This window comes from Arthrobacter sp. H-02-3 (genome assembly GCF_003097355.1).
Lineage (GTDB): Bacteria > Actinomycetota > Actinomycetes > Actinomycetales > Micrococcaceae > Arthrobacter > Arthrobacter humicola.
In genome coordinates this window covers 386,307-401,517 of record NZ_PYUI01000001.1, presented here as the reverse complement: position 1 = coordinate 401,517, position 15,211 = coordinate 386,307, and the positions used below count along the sequence as shown (strand labels likewise).

Here is a 15,211-nt window from a genome sequence, read left to right as displayed (position 1 = left end):
CGCGGGCGGGGCCCTCTCCGGACGTGCGCTTATTTTCCGCGCCCGAGGGGAGCCGCAGCCGGGTCTGCGGTGCTTGACGCATCTCCGGCCTTCCGCATATCCTGAACGAACGGTCGGTAATTATTTATCGGAAATTCATAGGAGCAACCATGGCATCGCAGACCCTGCAGTCAGTGCCCGCCGAGCCATCGCCGGCACGGCATGAACAGAGCCTCGAGGACGCGGCCCGGCGCGACGCCGAGGGCCAGGCATACTTCGACAAAGTCATGGCGGAGGATTCCCGGATCGAGCCGCGCGACTGGATGCCGCCGGCCTACCGCAAGACGCTCCTGCGCCAGATCTCGCAGCACGCGCACTCGGAGATTATCGGCATGCAGCCCGAGGCCAACTGGATTTCACGCGCCCCGAGCCTCAAGCGCAAGGCCATCCTCATGGCCAAGGTCCAGGACGAGGCAGGCCACGGCCTCTATCTCTACTCCGCGGCCGAAACCCTCGGCCAGCCGCGTGATGCGATGATGCAGGACCTGATGGACGGCAAGGCCAAGTACTCCTCCATCTTCAACTACCCGGCCCGCACCTGGGCCGACATGGGCGCCATCGGCTGGATGGTCGACGGCGCCGCGATCGCCAACCAGGTGCCGCTGTGCCGCGCGTCCTTCGGCCCCTACGGCCGGGCCATGGTGCGCGTGTGCAAGGAAGAATCCTTCCACCAGCGCCAGGGCTTCGAGATCCTGCTGGAACTCTCTAACGGCACCCCCGAACAGAAGCAGATGGCCCAGGACGCGGTGAACCGCTGGTACGCCCCGGCCCTGATGATGTTCGGCCCGCCGGATGACGATTCGCCCAACTCCAAGCAGTCCATGGCCTGGAACATCAAGCGTTTCAGCAATGACGAGCTCCGCAACCGCTTTGTCGGCATGATGATGGAGCAGGTCAAGGTCCTCGGGCTCACGCTCCCGGACAAGGACATCCGTTTCAACGAGGAAACCAAGAAATGGGAGCACGGGCCGCTGGACTGGGATGAATTCCACGAAGTCCTCGCCGGCCGTGGCCCCTGCAACGCCCAGCGCCTCGAACGGCGCCGCGAAGCCCACCAGAACGGCGCCTGGGTGCGCGAAGCCGCAGCGGCGTATGCCGAAAAACAGAGCCGCAAGCAAGCAGAGAAGGAATCCGCAGCATGACCACCCCCGAACCTCACGCAGGTAACGTCTGGCCGATCTGGGAAGTGTTCGTCCGCTCCAGCCGCGGCCTGTCCCACGTCCACGCAGGATCCCTGCACGCACCCGACGCGGCCATGGCCCTGCGGAACGCCCGTGACCTCTACACCCGGCGGAACGAAGGGGTGTCCATCTGGGTGGTTCCCGCCGAGGCCATCGCGTCCAGCGATCCCGATTCCAAGGGGTCCTTCTTTGAGTCCCCGCAGGGCAAGGACTACCGCCACGCCACGTACTACACCAAGAGCGAGGGAGTGAAGCACCTGTGAGCACCGCCGAAACTGCCGCAGCTGCGGCACCCGCAGAGACAGATACCGTCGGCCACGGCGACATCTCCGTCGGCGTCTCCGGTGCCGGCGCCAGCGGCGACGGCGCCGCCAGCGCAACGCGCATCACCCCCGGCAACGCCCTCCGCCCGGAGGACATCGCCCTTGCCGTGAGCCGCGGCGCCGCGAAGCCGAGCGACGACGTCGCCGAGTTCGCCCTGCGCGTGGGCGACGACGCCCTGATCCTGGCCCAGCGCCTGGGCCACTGGATCTCCCGTGCGCCAGAGCTCGAAGAGGACATCGCGCTGGGCAACATCGCCCTGGACCAGCTCGGCCACGCCCGGTCCTTCCTGAGCTACGCCGGCGGCCTGGACGGCCGCAGCGAAGACGATCTCGCCTACTTCCGCCGCGAGCACGAGTTCCGCTCCGCGGAGCTCTTCGAGCAGCCCAACGGCGACTTCGCCGTCACGATCGCCCGGCAGTTCGTGGTCAGCTACTACCAGTTCGAGCTTTACCGCCGGCTGACGTCCTCCACCGACGCCACCCTGGCCGGCATCGCCGCCAAGGCGGTCAAGGAAGTGGACTACCACCGGGACCACAGTGCCCAGTGGGTCCTGCGCCTGGCCCAGGGTACGGACGAATCCCGCGAGAAGATGATCCACGGCTTCAAGGTCATCTGGCCCTACGTGGATGAGCTGTTCCGCGACGACGAGCTCACCGGACGGCTCAGCGAAGCCGGCGCCGCGCCGCAGCCGTCGAGCCTGCGCGAGGACTTCGACCGGCTCACCGGCGAGGTCCTGGCCGAAGCAGAGCTTGAGGTCCCCCACGTGCAGCCCGCCCCCGGCGGAGGCCGCCGCGGCCTGCACTCCGAACACCTCGGCTACCTCCTCGCCGAAATGCAGGTGCTCGCCCGCGAGTACCCCGGAGCCAGCTGGTAACCACGATGGACATGTTTGTCTCCCATCCGGACACCCCGGGGCGCCGCGATGCCGCCCAGGGCAACACCGCCCAGGCGAAAGCCTGGGCGGTGGCCGCCACCGTCTGCGACCCTGAAATCCCGGTCCTCACCATCGAGGACCTGGGTATCCTGCGCAACGTCCAGGTGACGAAGGAACCAAGCGCTGACGACGGCGGCATGGTTCCCGCCGTCCACGTCACCATCACCCCGACCTACTCCGGCTGCCCCGCCATGGACACCATCCGGGATGACCTCACCGCGGCGTTCCACCGCGCAGGGTACCCCAGCGTCCAGGTCGAACTCGTCCTGTCCCCGGCCTGGACCACGGACTGGATGAGCGAGGACGGCAAGGCCAAGCTGGAGGAGTACGGCATCGCGCCGCCCTCCGGCCACTCCAACGCGGTGCGCCACGCCGGACCGGTGCGGCTGTCCCTCGCCGTCAAATGCCCCCAGTGCTCATCGCTGAACACCAAAGAACTCACCCGCTTCGGTTCCACGTCCTGCAAGGCCCTTTATGTGTGCCAGGACTGCAAGGAACCGTTCGACTACTTCAAAGTTTTGTAAGGAACAGGTGCCTCCATGACTGTTGTCCGCCAGACCGCCGCCGAGTCGGCCGCAGCCACCGGCCGCCGTCGTGCGTCCTTCCACGCCCTGACGGTGGACGAAGTCCGCCGGCTCACCGATGACGCCATCGAGGTGACGTTCGGCGTTCCGGCCGAGCTCGCGGGGCAGTTCGACTACCTGCCGGGCCAGTACGTCGCGCTGCGCACCACCCTGCCCGACGCCGACGGCCAGCCGCATGAGATCCGCCGCAGCTACTCGATCTGCGCCGAACCGCGCAGCTTCGAGGACGGCAGCAGCGAAATCCGGGTGGCCATCAAGAAGGACCTCGGCGGCCTGTTCTCCACGTGGGCCAACGCCGAGCTCAAGGCAGGCGACGTCCTGGACGTCATGAGCCCCATGGGCGCGTTTGTCTCCAAACACGGCCGTGACGGCAAGCCCGTCGAGCAGAACGTCATGAATTCCATGAACCACCCGGAAGAGCTGGCGGGGGAGCCGGGCTCGTTCGTGGCCATCGCCGCCGGCTCCGGCATCACTCCCGTGATCGCCATCGCGCGCACCTTGCTGGCGGCCCACCCGGAGACCCGCTTCGACCTCATCTACGCCAACAAGGCCGCCATGGACGTGATGTTCCTTGAGGAACTCGCGGACCTGAAGGACAAGTACCCGGCCCGGCTGGCGCTGCACCACGTGCTCTCGCGTGAACAGCGGATCGCGCCGCTGCTCAGCGGCAGGATCGACGCCGAGAAGCTCCAGGCGCTGCTGGGCACCGCCATCCATGCCGACGACGTCGACGAATGGTTCCTCTGCGGCCCGTTCGAACTCGTCCAGCTCTGCAGGGACACCCTCGCCGCCCGCGGCGTCGCCCCGGAACATGTCCGGTTCGAACTGTTCACCTCCGGCAAGCCGGACCGTCCCGAAGGCAACATCGGCCGGCCCGTCATCGCCGACGAGTCGCAGGACACCTACAAGATCACGTTCAAGCTGGACGGCCTGCAGGGCGAGGTCGCAAGCCCCACTCACGCCCGGGAATCGATCCTCAACGCAGCCCTCCGGGTCCGCCCCGATGTGCCGTTCGCGTGCGCCGGCGGCGTCTGCGGCACCTGCCGCGCCAAGGTGGTGACCGGCAAGGTCACCATGGACGAGAACTACGCCCTGGAGCAGGACGAGCTCGACAAGGGCTACGTCCTGACCTGCCAGTCCCACCCCACCACCCCGGAAGTCACGGTCGACTTCGACGTCTAGGCCTTTCCCAATCCAAGGAGTCCCATGATTTCCCTGTCCATCGCCGACGGCGTCGCCGAAGTAGTGCTCGACGCGCCGTACAAGCTGAACTCCCTCGACGAACAGGCACTGGCGGACTTGTCCCGGGCCTACGACGACGCCGCTGACGCCGCCGCACGCGGCGAGGTCCGGGCACTGCTGCTCCGCGGCGAGGGACGCGCCTTCTGCGCCGGCCGCGACATTGCCGGCGTGACCCCGGAGAGCGACGACGCCCAGGCCTACCTGGGCGGCCTCGTCCAGCCGCTCCTCAAGAAGATGAGCGCCTTCCCCGCGCCCACGTTCGCCGCGGCCCAGGGCGCGTGCCTCGGCGTGGGACTCGGCCTGCTGCTGGCCACTGACGTGGTCTACGTGGCGGAGAACGCCAAATTCGGTTCACCGTTCGCAAAGCTCGGCGCGACACTGGATTCCGGCGGGCACTGGTACTTCACCGAGCGCCTCGGCATGCACCGGACCCTGGACCTGATCTATACCGCCGAGCTCATGAGCGGCGCCGACGCCGTGGCGCAGGGCCTGTTCAGCCGGGCGATGCCCGCCGCGGAACTGCTGGAGAACACCCGCGCCATCGTGGCCTCTGTGGCGACCGGCGCGACCGGGGCATTCAACGCCAGCAAGGAGCTCGTGGCGCACATCAGGGACCAGCGCCTTGGGCTGTGGGAGGCCATGGAAGAGGAGAACGCCGAGCAGGCGCGGCTGTGCAAGAGCGAGGACTACGCAGAGGGTTTCCGCGCCTTTCAGGAGAAGCGCTCCCCGGTTTTCAAAGGCTGACAGGCGCCCCGGCGCGGGACCCGGGACCGGGAATGTCCACTACTTGTCTTTGCCCCGAAGCATTCTCATTTCCGGAACCCGCTTGTAATGTTCGGTTATGACTCTGGGGAAATCTGTAACTAAAGCTGTCATACCCGCCGCGGGATTGGGAACGCGCTTCCTGCCTGCCACGAAGGCAATGCCCAAGGAAATGCTTCCGGTGGTCGACCAGCCGGCGATCCAATACGTTGTGGAGGAGGCCGTCCGGGCCGGGCTGACGGATCTGCTCATGGTTACCGGGCGCCAAAAGCGCGCGCTGGAGGACCACTTCGATCGCGAGCCCTCGCTCGAACGCGCCCTCGAGCTCAAGGGCGACCTTGACCGGCTGGAGGCCGTCCGCCACGCCTCGCGACTGGGCCCGCTGCACTACGTGCGCCAAGGGGACCCCAAAGGGCTCGGCCACGCGGTCCTGTGCGCCCGCCAGCACGTGGGCGATGAACCGTTCGCCGTGCTGCTCGGCGACGATCTGATCGACGAGCGGGACGAGCTGCTGACCGCCATGATCGGGGTCCAGGCCAGGACCGGAGGTTCCGTCGTCGCCTTGATCGAGGTGGATCCGGCCGAAATAAGCGCCTATGGCTGTGCCGACATCTCGGCGATACCGGGCGAGGAGCATGTCCGGGTCAACCGCCTCGTGGAGAAGCCCGACGTCGCCGATGCCCCGTCCAATCTGGCCGTGATCGGCCGGTACGTCCTGCATCCGGAGATATTCGACGTCCTCGAGGAAACCTCTCCGGGCCGCGGCGGCGAAATCCAGCTCACCGATGCGCTCCAGACCCTCGCCGTGTCCGACTGCGAGGGCGGCGGCGTTTACGGCGTGGTGTTCAGGGGCCGCCGGTACGACACCGGAGACAAACTGAGCTACCTCAAGGCGGTCATCTCGATCGCCGCCGACCGGGTGGAGTTCGGCGAAGAGCTCCGGGCCTGGATGAAAGAGTTCGTCAGCTAGCGCGTATCCAAGTCTTCAAAAACCAGGAACGTCTGGGTGTCCAGGACCCCGGGCATGGACTGCAGCTGGTCGAAGATCACCCGGCGCAGGTCGATGTTGTCCACCGCGCGCACCAGCAGGATCACGTCGAAGTCCCCGCCCACCAGCGCAATGTGGTGCACCTCGGGGATGGCGCGCAGGAGTTCGCGCAGCTCGCGCCAGGAATGCTGGCGCACCTTCAGCGTGACGTAGGCGGACGACTTCAGGCCGGCCTTGATCGGATCCACCAGCGCCGTGAACTTGGTCAACACGCCTTCGCCGGTGAGCCGGGCAATCCGGGTGTAGGCGTGGGCGCGGGATATGTGGACGTTCTCCGCCACCTGTGTCACGGACATCCGGCCGTCCCGGGTCAGCTCCGCAATGATGTTCCGGTCCACATCGTCAAGCGGCACCGCCACCTGGTCCGGCTCGAGCTCTGCCATTCGTCTACAACCCCCGCCGGTAATCCAGCTCACACTTACGATTTGTCTTCCAGATTAGGGCAAATTTGTGGACTTCTCCACGATTTGCTGCGGAGGTGGATACGAAACATCGGCTGGCAGCATACTGGGAAAGATTAGTGGCTACAGAAGGACGGACCAATGACGATCTCCGCAGACCAGACTGCGCAGCAGCCCGCGCAGCAAGATGCTGCCAGCGAGGCTGTGCGCAAGTTCGGCATCACGGTTGAGGACTACATGCTCCCGGCCCGCCACCAAATCCAGATGGTCGGCCCGGACGGGACACTGAACCCCCACACCGAGCAGGGCACCCAGCCGGGGCACGAATACAGCCTGCCCGGCGACGCCGAACTGCTCGCCGCCTACGAACAGCTCGTCGTCGGCCGGCGCGTCAATGACCAGAACTCCGCCCTGGTCCGGCAGGGCCGGATGGCCGTGTACCCCTCGAGCCACGGCCAGGAGGCCTGCCAGGTCGCCGCGGCGCTGTGCCTGTCCGAGGGCGACTGGATGTTCCCCACGTACCGCGACTCCGTGGCCGTGATGGCCCGCGGCGTGGACCCCGTCCAGACCATGACGCTCTTCCGCGGCGACTGGCACGGCGGCTACGACCCCTCCCGGCACAAGGTCGGCATCCAGTGCACACCGCTGACCACCCAACTGCTGCACGGCGTCGGCGTCGCGCACGCGGCCAAGCTGCGCGGCGAGGACACCGTGGTCCTGGCCATGTGCGGCGACGGCGCCACAAGTGAAGGCGACTTCCATGAGGCCTTGAACTTCGCCGCCGTCTTCCATCTGCCGGTGGTCTTCTTCGTCCAGAACAACCAGTACGCGATCTCCGTGCCGCTCGCGCACCAGTCAGTCGCGCCGTCGCTCGCGCACAAAGCCGTCGGCTATGGCATGGCCGGCGAACGCGTGGACGGCAACGACGTCGTCGCACTGCTCGCGGTCCTGGGCCGGGCGGTCAAGCTCGCCCGGGAAGGCTCGGGCCCGCTGCTCGTGGAGGCCCACACCTACCGGATGCAGGCACACACCAACGCCGACGACGCCACCCGTTACCGGCAGGACAGCGAAGTCGCCGAATGGGTGGCCAAGGACCCGCTGAGCCGGATGAAGACCTACCTGACCCACCGCGGCCTCCTCGACGACGACGGTGCCGCCCGGATCGCCGACAAGGCCGAAGCCGTCGCCACCCAGCTGCGCGAAGGCCTCAGCGAAGAGGTTCCGGTGGAGCCGCTGGACCTCTTCAAATACGTCTTCTCCACCACCACGCCGCAACTGAAGGAGCAGTCCGCCATGCTCGCCGACGAACTGGCCCGCGACGCCGCATCCACCGCAACCGCATCCACTTCAAAGGGGGCAGCAAAATGAGCCCCACCGTCACCACGTCCTCCGAGGCAAACGGCAACGTCAGCGCTGCCACGGCCCGTGCGGCCGCCCGGGCTGCGGTTGAGGCCGAGAAGACCGGCCCGCAGACCATCACCCTGGCCAAGGCCCTGAACACCGCGATGGCCGACGCCATGCACGCCGATGAGTCGGTCCTGGTCTTCGGCGAGGACGTCGGCATGCTCGGCGGCGTCTTCCGCATCACCGACGGCCTGACCAAGACGTTCGGGACCAGCCGCTGCTTCGACACCCCGCTGGCCGAATCCGGCATCGTCGGCATGGCTGTGGGCATGGCCATGAACGGGATGCGCCCGGTCATCGAGATGCAGTTCGACGCCTTCGCGTACCCGGCCTTCGAACAGATCGTCAGCCACGTCGCCAAGATGCACAACCGCACCAAGGGCGCCGTAAAGCTGCCCATCGTCATCCGGGTTCCCTACGCGGGCGGCATCGGGGGAGTGGAGCACCACTGCGACTCCTCCGAGGCCTACTACGCCCACACCGCAGGCCTGAAGGTGTTCACCCCGGCCACGGTCGCGGACGGCTACCGGATGCTCCGCGAAGCCATCGACTCCGACGACCCCGTCATGTTCATGGAGCCCAAGAAGCTGTACTGGTCCAAGGACCAGGTGGACCTGGACGCGCTGCGCGCCGAGCACGCCGCGAACACCGAACGCGGCACCTCCTCCGAGGGCCGCGCCGCCGTCGCCCGCCCGGGCACCGACGCCACGCTGATCGCCTACGGGCCCTCCGTCCCGACGGCACTCGCCGCCGCGGCCGCCGCCGCCGAGGAAGGCCGCTCCCTCGAGGTGATTGACGTCCGCTCGATCGTGCCGTTCGACGACGAGACCGTCTGCGCCTCGGTCCGCACGACCGGCCGCGCCGTGGTGATCGCCGAGGCCCATGGCTTCGCGTCCGTGGCCTCGGAAATCGTGGCCCGGGTCCAGGAACGTTGCTTCCACCACCTGGCCGCGCCGATCCGCCGCGTCACCGGCTTCGACGTGCCCTACCCGGCGCCGAAGCTCGAGCACTACTATCTGCCCGGCGTGGACCGCATCCTCGACGCCGTTGACGACCTCCAGTGGGAAGACTGACCATGAGCGAACCCAAAGTATTCCTCCTGCCGGACCTCGGCGAAGGCCTCACCGAGGCCGAACTCGTCAATTGGCTCGTGGCCGTGGGTGACGAGATCCGCGTGGACCAGCCGATCGCCGAGGTCGAGACCGCCAAGTCCATGGTGGAGGTGCCCTCGCCGTACGCCGGCACCGTCGCCGTCTTGCACGGAGAGCCCGGCCAGACGCTCGACGTCGGCAAGCCGCTGATCTCGGTGATGCCGGTCGGCGCCGTTGTCTCCGCTGGTGGCGCCGCCACAGGCGATGCCGCCCCCGCCCCTTCGCCGGACAGCATTCGTCCTGCGGACGATGCTGCCGGCTCCGGAAGGCCCGATGCCACTCCCGGGGCGGCATCGCCTGCGTCGGCGGGTTTCGCTGCTGGCTCACCTGCTGTCGCCCAGTCCGGCGCCGCTGCAGGTTCTTCTCCTGACGCTGCTGCCGACTCGCCTGCTGCAGCTGCCGCTGAGGCATACCGCGAGGAGGAGAAGGCCGGGTCGGGGAATGTCCTGATTGGGTACGGGACTCCTGGCGGGCATGGGGTTGCCCGGCGGACCCGGGCTCCTAAGGGGACTGTTGGGACTGCTCCGGCGGCGCCCCGGGTGCCGGAGGCCGAGACGGCTGCCGATGACCTGTTGCTCCTGCGCACCCGGGTTCCCGGGAAACTGGGAGCCGTTATTTCTCCGCTGGTCCGCCGGATGGCGCGCGATCATGGGGTTGATTTGGGGGGACTCCAGGGGTCGGGTGCCAGCGGGCTCATCATGCGCCGGGACGTCGAGGCGGTCATCAAGCCAGCCCCGGCCGTTGAGCGCCCGGGGGTTGAGCCTGCCGAGGCGCCAGTCCTGGCGTTTTCGGCGTCCTCAACCACCGCCACTGCGGATACGGATGCCCGCACCGGGCTGGGCATCGCCGGACGCACCGCCGTCCGCGGCGTGCGGAAGGCCGTCGCGGCGAACATGACCCGCAGCCGCTCCGAAATCCCGGAAGCCACGGTGTGGGTGGACGTGGACGCCACGGCGCTCGTGGAACTGCGTGCCGCGCTGAAGAAGTCCGATCCGGAGAACACTCCGGGTTTGCTGGCGTTCATCGCCCGGTTCGTCGTCGCCGGGCTGAAGAAGTACCCCGCGCTCAACACCAGGATCGTCACCACCGAGGACACCACCGGCGGCGCCAGCCAGGAAATCGTGGAGTTCGACGGCGTCAATCTCGGTTTCGCGGCGCAGACCGACCGCGGGCTGATGGTGCCGTCAGTGCGCAACGCGGACAAGCTCAGCGCCCGCCAGCTGGACGCCGAGATCCGCCGCCTCACCGCCGTCGTCCGCGACGGCAAGGCGACCCCGGCGGAACTGGGCAGCGGCACATTCACGCTGAACAACTACGGCGTGTTCGGTGTGGACGGCTCCGCCGCGATCATCAACCACCCGGAGGTGGGGATCCTCGGCGTCGGGCGGATCATCGACAAGCCCTGGGTGGTCAACGGGGAACTCGCAGTCCGCAAGGTCACCGAACTGACGCTCACTTTCGACCACCGCGTGTGCGACGGCGGCACGGCAGGGGGCTTCCTGCGCTATGTCGCCGACGCGATCGAGAACCCGGGGTCGGCGCTCGCGGACATGTGAGCATTGCCCGGGGACGCCGGGCGTTGGGGCGGGAGGGCAGTCGGGTCCACCCGCCCAATGTGGCGCGGGACGGGCATGCCCTCCGGGATTTGCCAGCCTTCACAGGTAGAATTGAGGCCTGGACAGCGCACCAACAACGCCGGAATAGCGTCTGAATTACGGAGATTTAATGTCACGATGGCTCGAAGTCGGTCCGGACAACTACGTACTGACAACACAAGATTCTTGGCTCAACACGGGGCTGGTGGTCGGCACTGAGCGCGCCATGGTGATCGACACCGGCGGCGGGCCCCGGCAGGGCCGCGAAATCCTGGCCGCCGTGCGGGAAAAGACCGGGTTGCCGCTCGTCGTCGTCAACACCCACGCCCACTACGATCACTTCTTCGGGAACGCCGTTTTCGCCGCCGACGGCGTCACGGAATTCTGGGCGCACGAGAACTGCGCCGCGGAAATCGAGGAGAACGGCGACGAGCAGCGCCGGTTCGTGACCTTGGCCGAGCCGGAAATGGCGGCGGGGGAGGGCACCGACGTCGAGCTCGTAGTCCCGAACGCGATCGTCAAGGACCAGCCGGTCCTCGTGGACCTTGGCGGACAGGTCGCCACCTTGTTCTACCTGGGCCGCGGACACACCGACGGCGACCTCCTGGTCGGCACGTCGAGCACGGTCTTCGCCGGCGACCTCGTGGAACAGGGATCCCACCCCTCCTTCGAGGATTCGTTCCCGGAAGACTGGGCCGATGCCCTCCGGCACCTGTCCGCGCTGCGGCACCGCTACGAGTTCCTGGTCCCGGGTCACGGCGAGCCGTGCAGCGACCAGTTCGTCAAGACCATGGCCAACACCATGACCACCGCAGTACGGCAGGCAATCCAGGCCACGCGGGAAACACCGGATGACGCCACCAAGGCGATCCCGATCCTGCCGTACGGTCCTGAGCAGTCGCGCTGGTTCATCAAGCGCCTGCAGGACACGCGCGCCCACCGCTAGGGCCCGGTTGCGGCATCCGATGGTAAGGGTGCTCACCACTGCCCCTAGACTTGTTCCTTGAACGATGTCAATCGAGCACTGCAGCGGTCTGCGCTGTGATCCCTGGGGGGAACGAACATGCCAGAACCGGTCGAAAACAAGACCGCCACCGGCCGCCCTGAAGCTGACGCGGCTGCAGAGCAGGCCCAACTCCCGCGCCGGAGAGACCGCCGCCGCGGTGACGACTCCGACGCCTGGACAGGAACCATGCCCATCATCTCCAGCAACCAGGCCGAACAGCGCCCCACGGCGCCGAGCAGTTCCTGGGCGGAGGCTGCCGCTGCAGCCGACGCGCCCGCGCGCCCGCAGCCTGCAAAACCGTCCAAGGACCCCGTCCTGAAACCGCCTGCCCCCGAGGCTGCTCCTGCCGTGCCTGCCCAGCCGACCCGCGCCACCCGTTCGGCCAGCCGGGCCGCCGCCCTGGCAGACGCCCCCGTGCCTGACTTCATCAGTTCCCCGGGCCTTTTTGTCCGGGAGCAGAAGCCCCGGCCCATCGGCGGGTTCCGCGGCGCCCTTTACAAGCTGACCGGTGGCGGGCTGAACCTGGGGCCGAGCGCCCGGCAGCGTGAAGAGGACGAGCTCGCCCGGCGCATCTCCCGCCAGCTCCAGGGGAGCTACAACACGGCTGTCCTGAGCCTCAAGGGCGGTATCGGCAAGACCTCCACGACGGTGGGCGTCGGACTGACCCTGGCCGAGTTCCGCGGCGATCCGCCGTGCGCGATTGACGCCAACCCTGATTCCGGCGACCTTGTGGAGCGCGCCCTCGGCGAGGGGATCTACCAGCAGCAGAGCCCGCGCACCATCACGGACCTGCTCAAGAACATCGATTCCGTCGATTCGCTCACTGCCCTGGCCCGTTACATGCACCATGCCGGCAGGCTCCACCTCATCGCCGGTGAACAGGACCCCGAGGTGTCGGACTCGCTGACGGCAGAGGAATACCTGCGGATCCGCAAGCTCATCTCCGCCTACTACTCGGTGGCGCTGATCGACTGCGGCACCGGCGTCACGCACAATGCCATGAGCGGCATCCTGCAATCTGCGGACAACCTGATCATCGCGGCCGGGTACGCCGTCAGCGGCGCCAAGCGCGCCCGCAGCACCCTCCACTGGCTGGCCAGCCACGGCTACGAGGACCTGGCGCGCAACGCCGTCGTTGTCATCACGGACAAGGACGAGGTGTCCACGCGGGTGGACAAGGACGCGATCGAGGAACACCTGTCCGGCATTTGCCGGCAGCTGATCGCGGTCCCGCACGACCGCGGCGTGGCCGACGGCGACCTCGTCACCCTGGACGTGCTCCGCCCCGAAACGCGGCGCGCCTACCGGGAGATTGCCGCGGCGATTGTGGACGGTTACGTCTAGGTCCGGCCGTCCGGGCTGCCGCGGTACATTTAGGCATGGCCAACAATTCAATCGGGGAAGACGCCGCCCTGCACCTCCAGGACCTTCTTCTGGGAACCGAAAATGTCGAGGACTTCCTGGGCCGGCTCGCCGCGTTCTCGGCTGCTGCGTTGAGCCGCACCGCCGACGCCGAGATTGACTGCGGCGTCACGTTGCAGCGCCGGAAGCGGACCATGACGGTCGCCGGCAGCAGCCCGCGGGCGGTCACCTTGGACCGCATCGAGCAGAGCCTCGGTGACGGCCCCTGCATCGAGGCGCTGCGGACCAAGGCCCTGGTCCTGCTCGCGGATGTTGACACCGATCCCCGCTGGCCCGACTACCAGCGCCAGCTCGCAGCCCACGGCTGCCGCAGCACGCTGGGTGTCCCGCTGGAAATCGGCGATGACGCCGCCGCGGCCCTGAACTTCTTCGCGCCGGACACCGGGCTCTTCACCGAGGACATCATCGCCGAAGCGGCCGGATTCGCCGATCTCGCCGGCCGCGCCCTCCGGCTGGCCGTGCGGCTTGGGACCTTCCAGTCCCGGGCCGAGGACCTGCAGGCCGCCCTGGAAAACCGTACGTCTATCAACCTCGCGTGCGGCGTGATCATGGCCCAGAACCGCTGCTCCCAGGAGCAGGCCATGGCCATTCTCACCCGGGTGTCCAGCAACCGGAACCAGAAGCTGAGAGAAGTCGCCGCGGACGTGCTCCGGAACCTCACCAGCGAGGAAGTCCGCACCCACTTCGACGCCTAAACCGGAGACGGGCGCGGGGTGCCTAGGATGAAGGGGATGACCACAACACAACTCGCCCCCTTCAGTCTCCGCAGCATTGCCGTCCCCGCCTTCGGACCGGCTCTCATGTTCAGCCTCGGCGAGGGCGCGATCCTGCCTGTGGTCGCCCTGTCCGCCCGCGATCTGGGCGCCTCCGTGGCCGGTGCGGCGCTGATCGTCACGCTGATCGGGCTCGGATCCTGGTTCTTCAACCTGCCGGCGTCCCTGATCACCCTTAAGTTCGGCGAACGCTGGGCGATCGTGGGGGCCGCGGCCGCCAGCGCGGCGGCCCTCGCCGCCGCCGCAGTCGCTCCGCTGTTTCCCGGCGGACTCTGGGTGCTGGCTGCGGCGATGGTGGTGGTCGGCATGGCCGCCAGCGTCTTCAGCCTGGCACGTCAGAAGTATCTGACAGAGGCCGTGCCGGTCATGCTCCGGGCCCGGGCTCTGTCCACGCTCGGCGGCGTCAACAGGATCGGCATCTTCATCGGCCCGTTCATCGGCGCCGCCGTCATGCAGTTTGCCGGCATCACCGGCGCCTACTGGGTCGGCGTCGTGGCCATGGCCGCCGCGGCAGCCGTGTCCGTCACCATCCCCGACCTCGAGGCAGCCCCGGCGCCCGAGGACGGCGTTCCCCGGCAACAGCCCACACTGCGCAGCATCGCCGTGTCCCACGCCGGCGTCTTCCTGACCGTTGGAGGCGGGGTCCTTCTGCTCAGCGCGATACGGGCCTCCCGCCAGGCGGTCATCCCGCTATGGGCCGACCACCTGGGCCTGGACCCCACCCAGGCCTCTCTCATCTACGGGATCTCCGGGGCAATCGACATGCTGGTGTTCTACCCGGCGGGACGGCTCATGGACCGCAAGGGCCGGCAATGGGTGGCCGTGCCGTCCACCCTCATCATGGGGACCGCCATGGTGCTGATCCCGCTCAGCACCGGCTTCGTTTCCCTGATGCTGGCGGCGCTCCTGATCGGCTTCGGCAACGGCATCAGCTCCGGCCTGAACATGACGCTTGGGGCCGATTTCTCGCCGGACACCGGCCGCGGCCAGTTCCTCGGCATCTGGCGCTTCATGGCCGATGCCGGCTCTACCGGCGGACCCGTGCTGCTCTCCGGCGTGACGGCCGCAGTCTCGCTCGGGGCCGGGGTGGCCGCCACCGGAGTGCTGGGCTTCGCTGCTGCGGTGGTCTTCGCCGTCACCATTCCCCGGCTCAAATACCGGCGAAACTACTGACCTGCTCCCGCTGGCTGCAGGTTTCCGGGCGGCCGGCCCTTGGGTGCGACTCCACCAGGGGTGCGTTCCGTGCGGGGGCACTCTGAAGGGCTTTTCGGTGGCGACGCCGAGTATCCCCGGCGTGTCCGTGTCAAAGCACCCCCGGACGGCGCCACCGGGTTAGCCAGGCGGC

The 15,211-nt window shown here is 67.9% G+C and carries 15 protein-coding genes; 14 read left to right on the top strand and 1 reads right to left on the bottom strand.

The window, feature by feature from the left end:
* Positions 1 to 149: 149 nt before the first annotated feature.
* The 7 genes from paaA (at position 150) to galU (ending at position 6,036) form a co-directional block, all read left to right on the top strand.
* A complete protein-coding gene (paaA, locus tag C9424_RS01915) occupies positions 150 to 1,181 on the top strand; it encodes a 1,2-phenylacetyl-CoA epoxidase subunit PaaA (RefSeq protein ID WP_116765237.1) in 1,032 nt (343 codons plus the stop codon).
* Positions 1,178 to 1,483, top strand: coding sequence for a 1,2-phenylacetyl-CoA epoxidase subunit PaaB (paaB, locus tag C9424_RS01910; protein ID WP_116765236.1), 306 nt, complete (start codon positions 1,178 to 1,180; stop codon positions 1,481 to 1,483). The genes paaA and paaB overlap by 4 nt, the downstream gene beginning before the upstream one ends.
* Positions 1,480 to 2,418: a 1,2-phenylacetyl-CoA epoxidase subunit PaaC gene (gene paaC, locus C9424_RS01905; RefSeq protein WP_116765235.1), complete on the top strand. Its 939-nt coding sequence runs from the start codon at positions 1,480 to 1,482 to the stop codon at positions 2,416 to 2,418. Before paaB ends, paaC begins: the two co-directional genes overlap by 4 nt.
* Positions 2,419 to 2,429: 11 nt before the next feature.
* Positions 2,430 to 3,002: a 1,2-phenylacetyl-CoA epoxidase subunit PaaD gene (gene paaD, locus C9424_RS01900; RefSeq protein WP_116765349.1), complete on the top strand. Its 573-nt coding sequence runs from the start codon at positions 2,430 to 2,432 to the stop codon at positions 3,000 to 3,002.
* Positions 3,003 to 3,017: 15 nt separating this feature from the next.
* Complete coding sequence (paaE, locus tag C9424_RS01895) at positions 3,018 to 4,244, top strand: 1,2-phenylacetyl-CoA epoxidase subunit PaaE (RefSeq protein WP_116765234.1); 1,227 nt, start codon at positions 3,018 to 3,020, stop codon at positions 4,242 to 4,244.
* 24 nt (positions 4,245 to 4,268) lie between these two features.
* On the top strand, positions 4,269 to 5,048 hold the full coding sequence (locus tag C9424_RS01890) for an enoyl-CoA hydratase/isomerase family protein (RefSeq protein ID WP_116765233.1): 780 nt from the start codon (positions 4,269 to 4,271) through the stop codon (positions 5,046 to 5,048).
* A gap of 97 nt (positions 5,049 to 5,145) precedes the next feature.
* Positions 5,146 to 6,036, top strand: a complete 891-nt coding sequence (gene galU, locus C9424_RS01885) for a UTP--glucose-1-phosphate uridylyltransferase GalU (protein WP_116765232.1) — start codon at positions 5,146 to 5,148, stop codon at positions 6,034 to 6,036.
* On the opposite strand, the gene C9424_RS01880 is transcribed toward galU, so the two are convergent.
* Positions 6,033 to 6,497, bottom strand: a complete 465-nt coding sequence (locus C9424_RS01880) for an Lrp/AsnC family transcriptional regulator (RefSeq protein WP_091251190.1) — start codon at positions 6,495 to 6,497, stop codon at positions 6,033 to 6,035. The two genes, galU and C9424_RS01880, sit on opposite strands and share 4 nt — an antisense overlap.
* A 159-nt stretch (positions 6,498 to 6,656) precedes the next feature.
* Here C9424_RS01880 and C9424_RS01875 point away from each other — a divergent pair, with 159 nt between their 5' ends.
* The 7 genes from C9424_RS01875 (at position 6,657) to C9424_RS01845 (ending at position 15,039) form a co-directional block, all read left to right on the top strand.
* Positions 6,657 to 7,883: a thiamine pyrophosphate-dependent dehydrogenase E1 component subunit alpha gene (locus C9424_RS01875; protein WP_116765231.1), complete on the top strand. Its 1,227-nt coding sequence runs from the start codon at positions 6,657 to 6,659 to the stop codon at positions 7,881 to 7,883.
* Positions 7,880 to 8,992 (top strand): alpha-ketoacid dehydrogenase subunit beta, encoded by a 1,113-nt coding sequence (locus tag C9424_RS01870; protein ID WP_116765230.1) that lies wholly within the window; start codon positions 7,880 to 7,882, stop codon positions 8,990 to 8,992. The genes C9424_RS01875 and C9424_RS01870 overlap by 4 nt, the downstream gene beginning before the upstream one ends.
* 2 nt (positions 8,993 to 8,994) lie before the next feature.
* Positions 8,995 to 10,626: a dihydrolipoamide acetyltransferase family protein gene (locus C9424_RS01865; protein WP_116765229.1), complete on the top strand. Its 1,632-nt coding sequence runs from the start codon at positions 8,995 to 8,997 to the stop codon at positions 10,624 to 10,626.
* A 169-nt stretch (positions 10,627 to 10,795) separates the two neighbouring features.
* On the top strand, positions 10,796 to 11,611 hold the full coding sequence (locus C9424_RS01860; protein WP_116765228.1) for an MBL fold metallo-hydrolase: 816 nt from the start codon (positions 10,796 to 10,798) through the stop codon (positions 11,609 to 11,611).
* Positions 11,612 to 11,728: 117 nt separating this feature from the next.
* Entirely contained in the window at positions 11,729 to 13,015 is a 1,287-nt protein-coding gene (locus C9424_RS01855; protein WP_116765227.1) for a MinD/ParA family ATP-binding protein, read from the top strand.
* 35 nt (positions 13,016 to 13,050) lie between these two features.
* The gene (locus C9424_RS01850) at positions 13,051 to 13,788 is read left to right on the top strand and encodes a GAF and ANTAR domain-containing protein (protein ID WP_116765226.1); all 738 of its coding nucleotides are present in this window, start codon (positions 13,051 to 13,053) and stop codon (positions 13,786 to 13,788) included.
* A 36-nt stretch (positions 13,789 to 13,824) separates the two neighbouring features.
* Positions 13,825 to 15,039 carry an MFS transporter gene (locus tag C9424_RS01845; protein WP_116765225.1) on the top strand — a complete coding sequence of 405 codons (1,215 nt, stop codon included), beginning with the start codon at positions 13,825 to 13,827 and terminating at the stop codon, positions 15,037 to 15,039.
* Positions 15,040 to 15,211 lie beyond the last annotated feature (172 nt).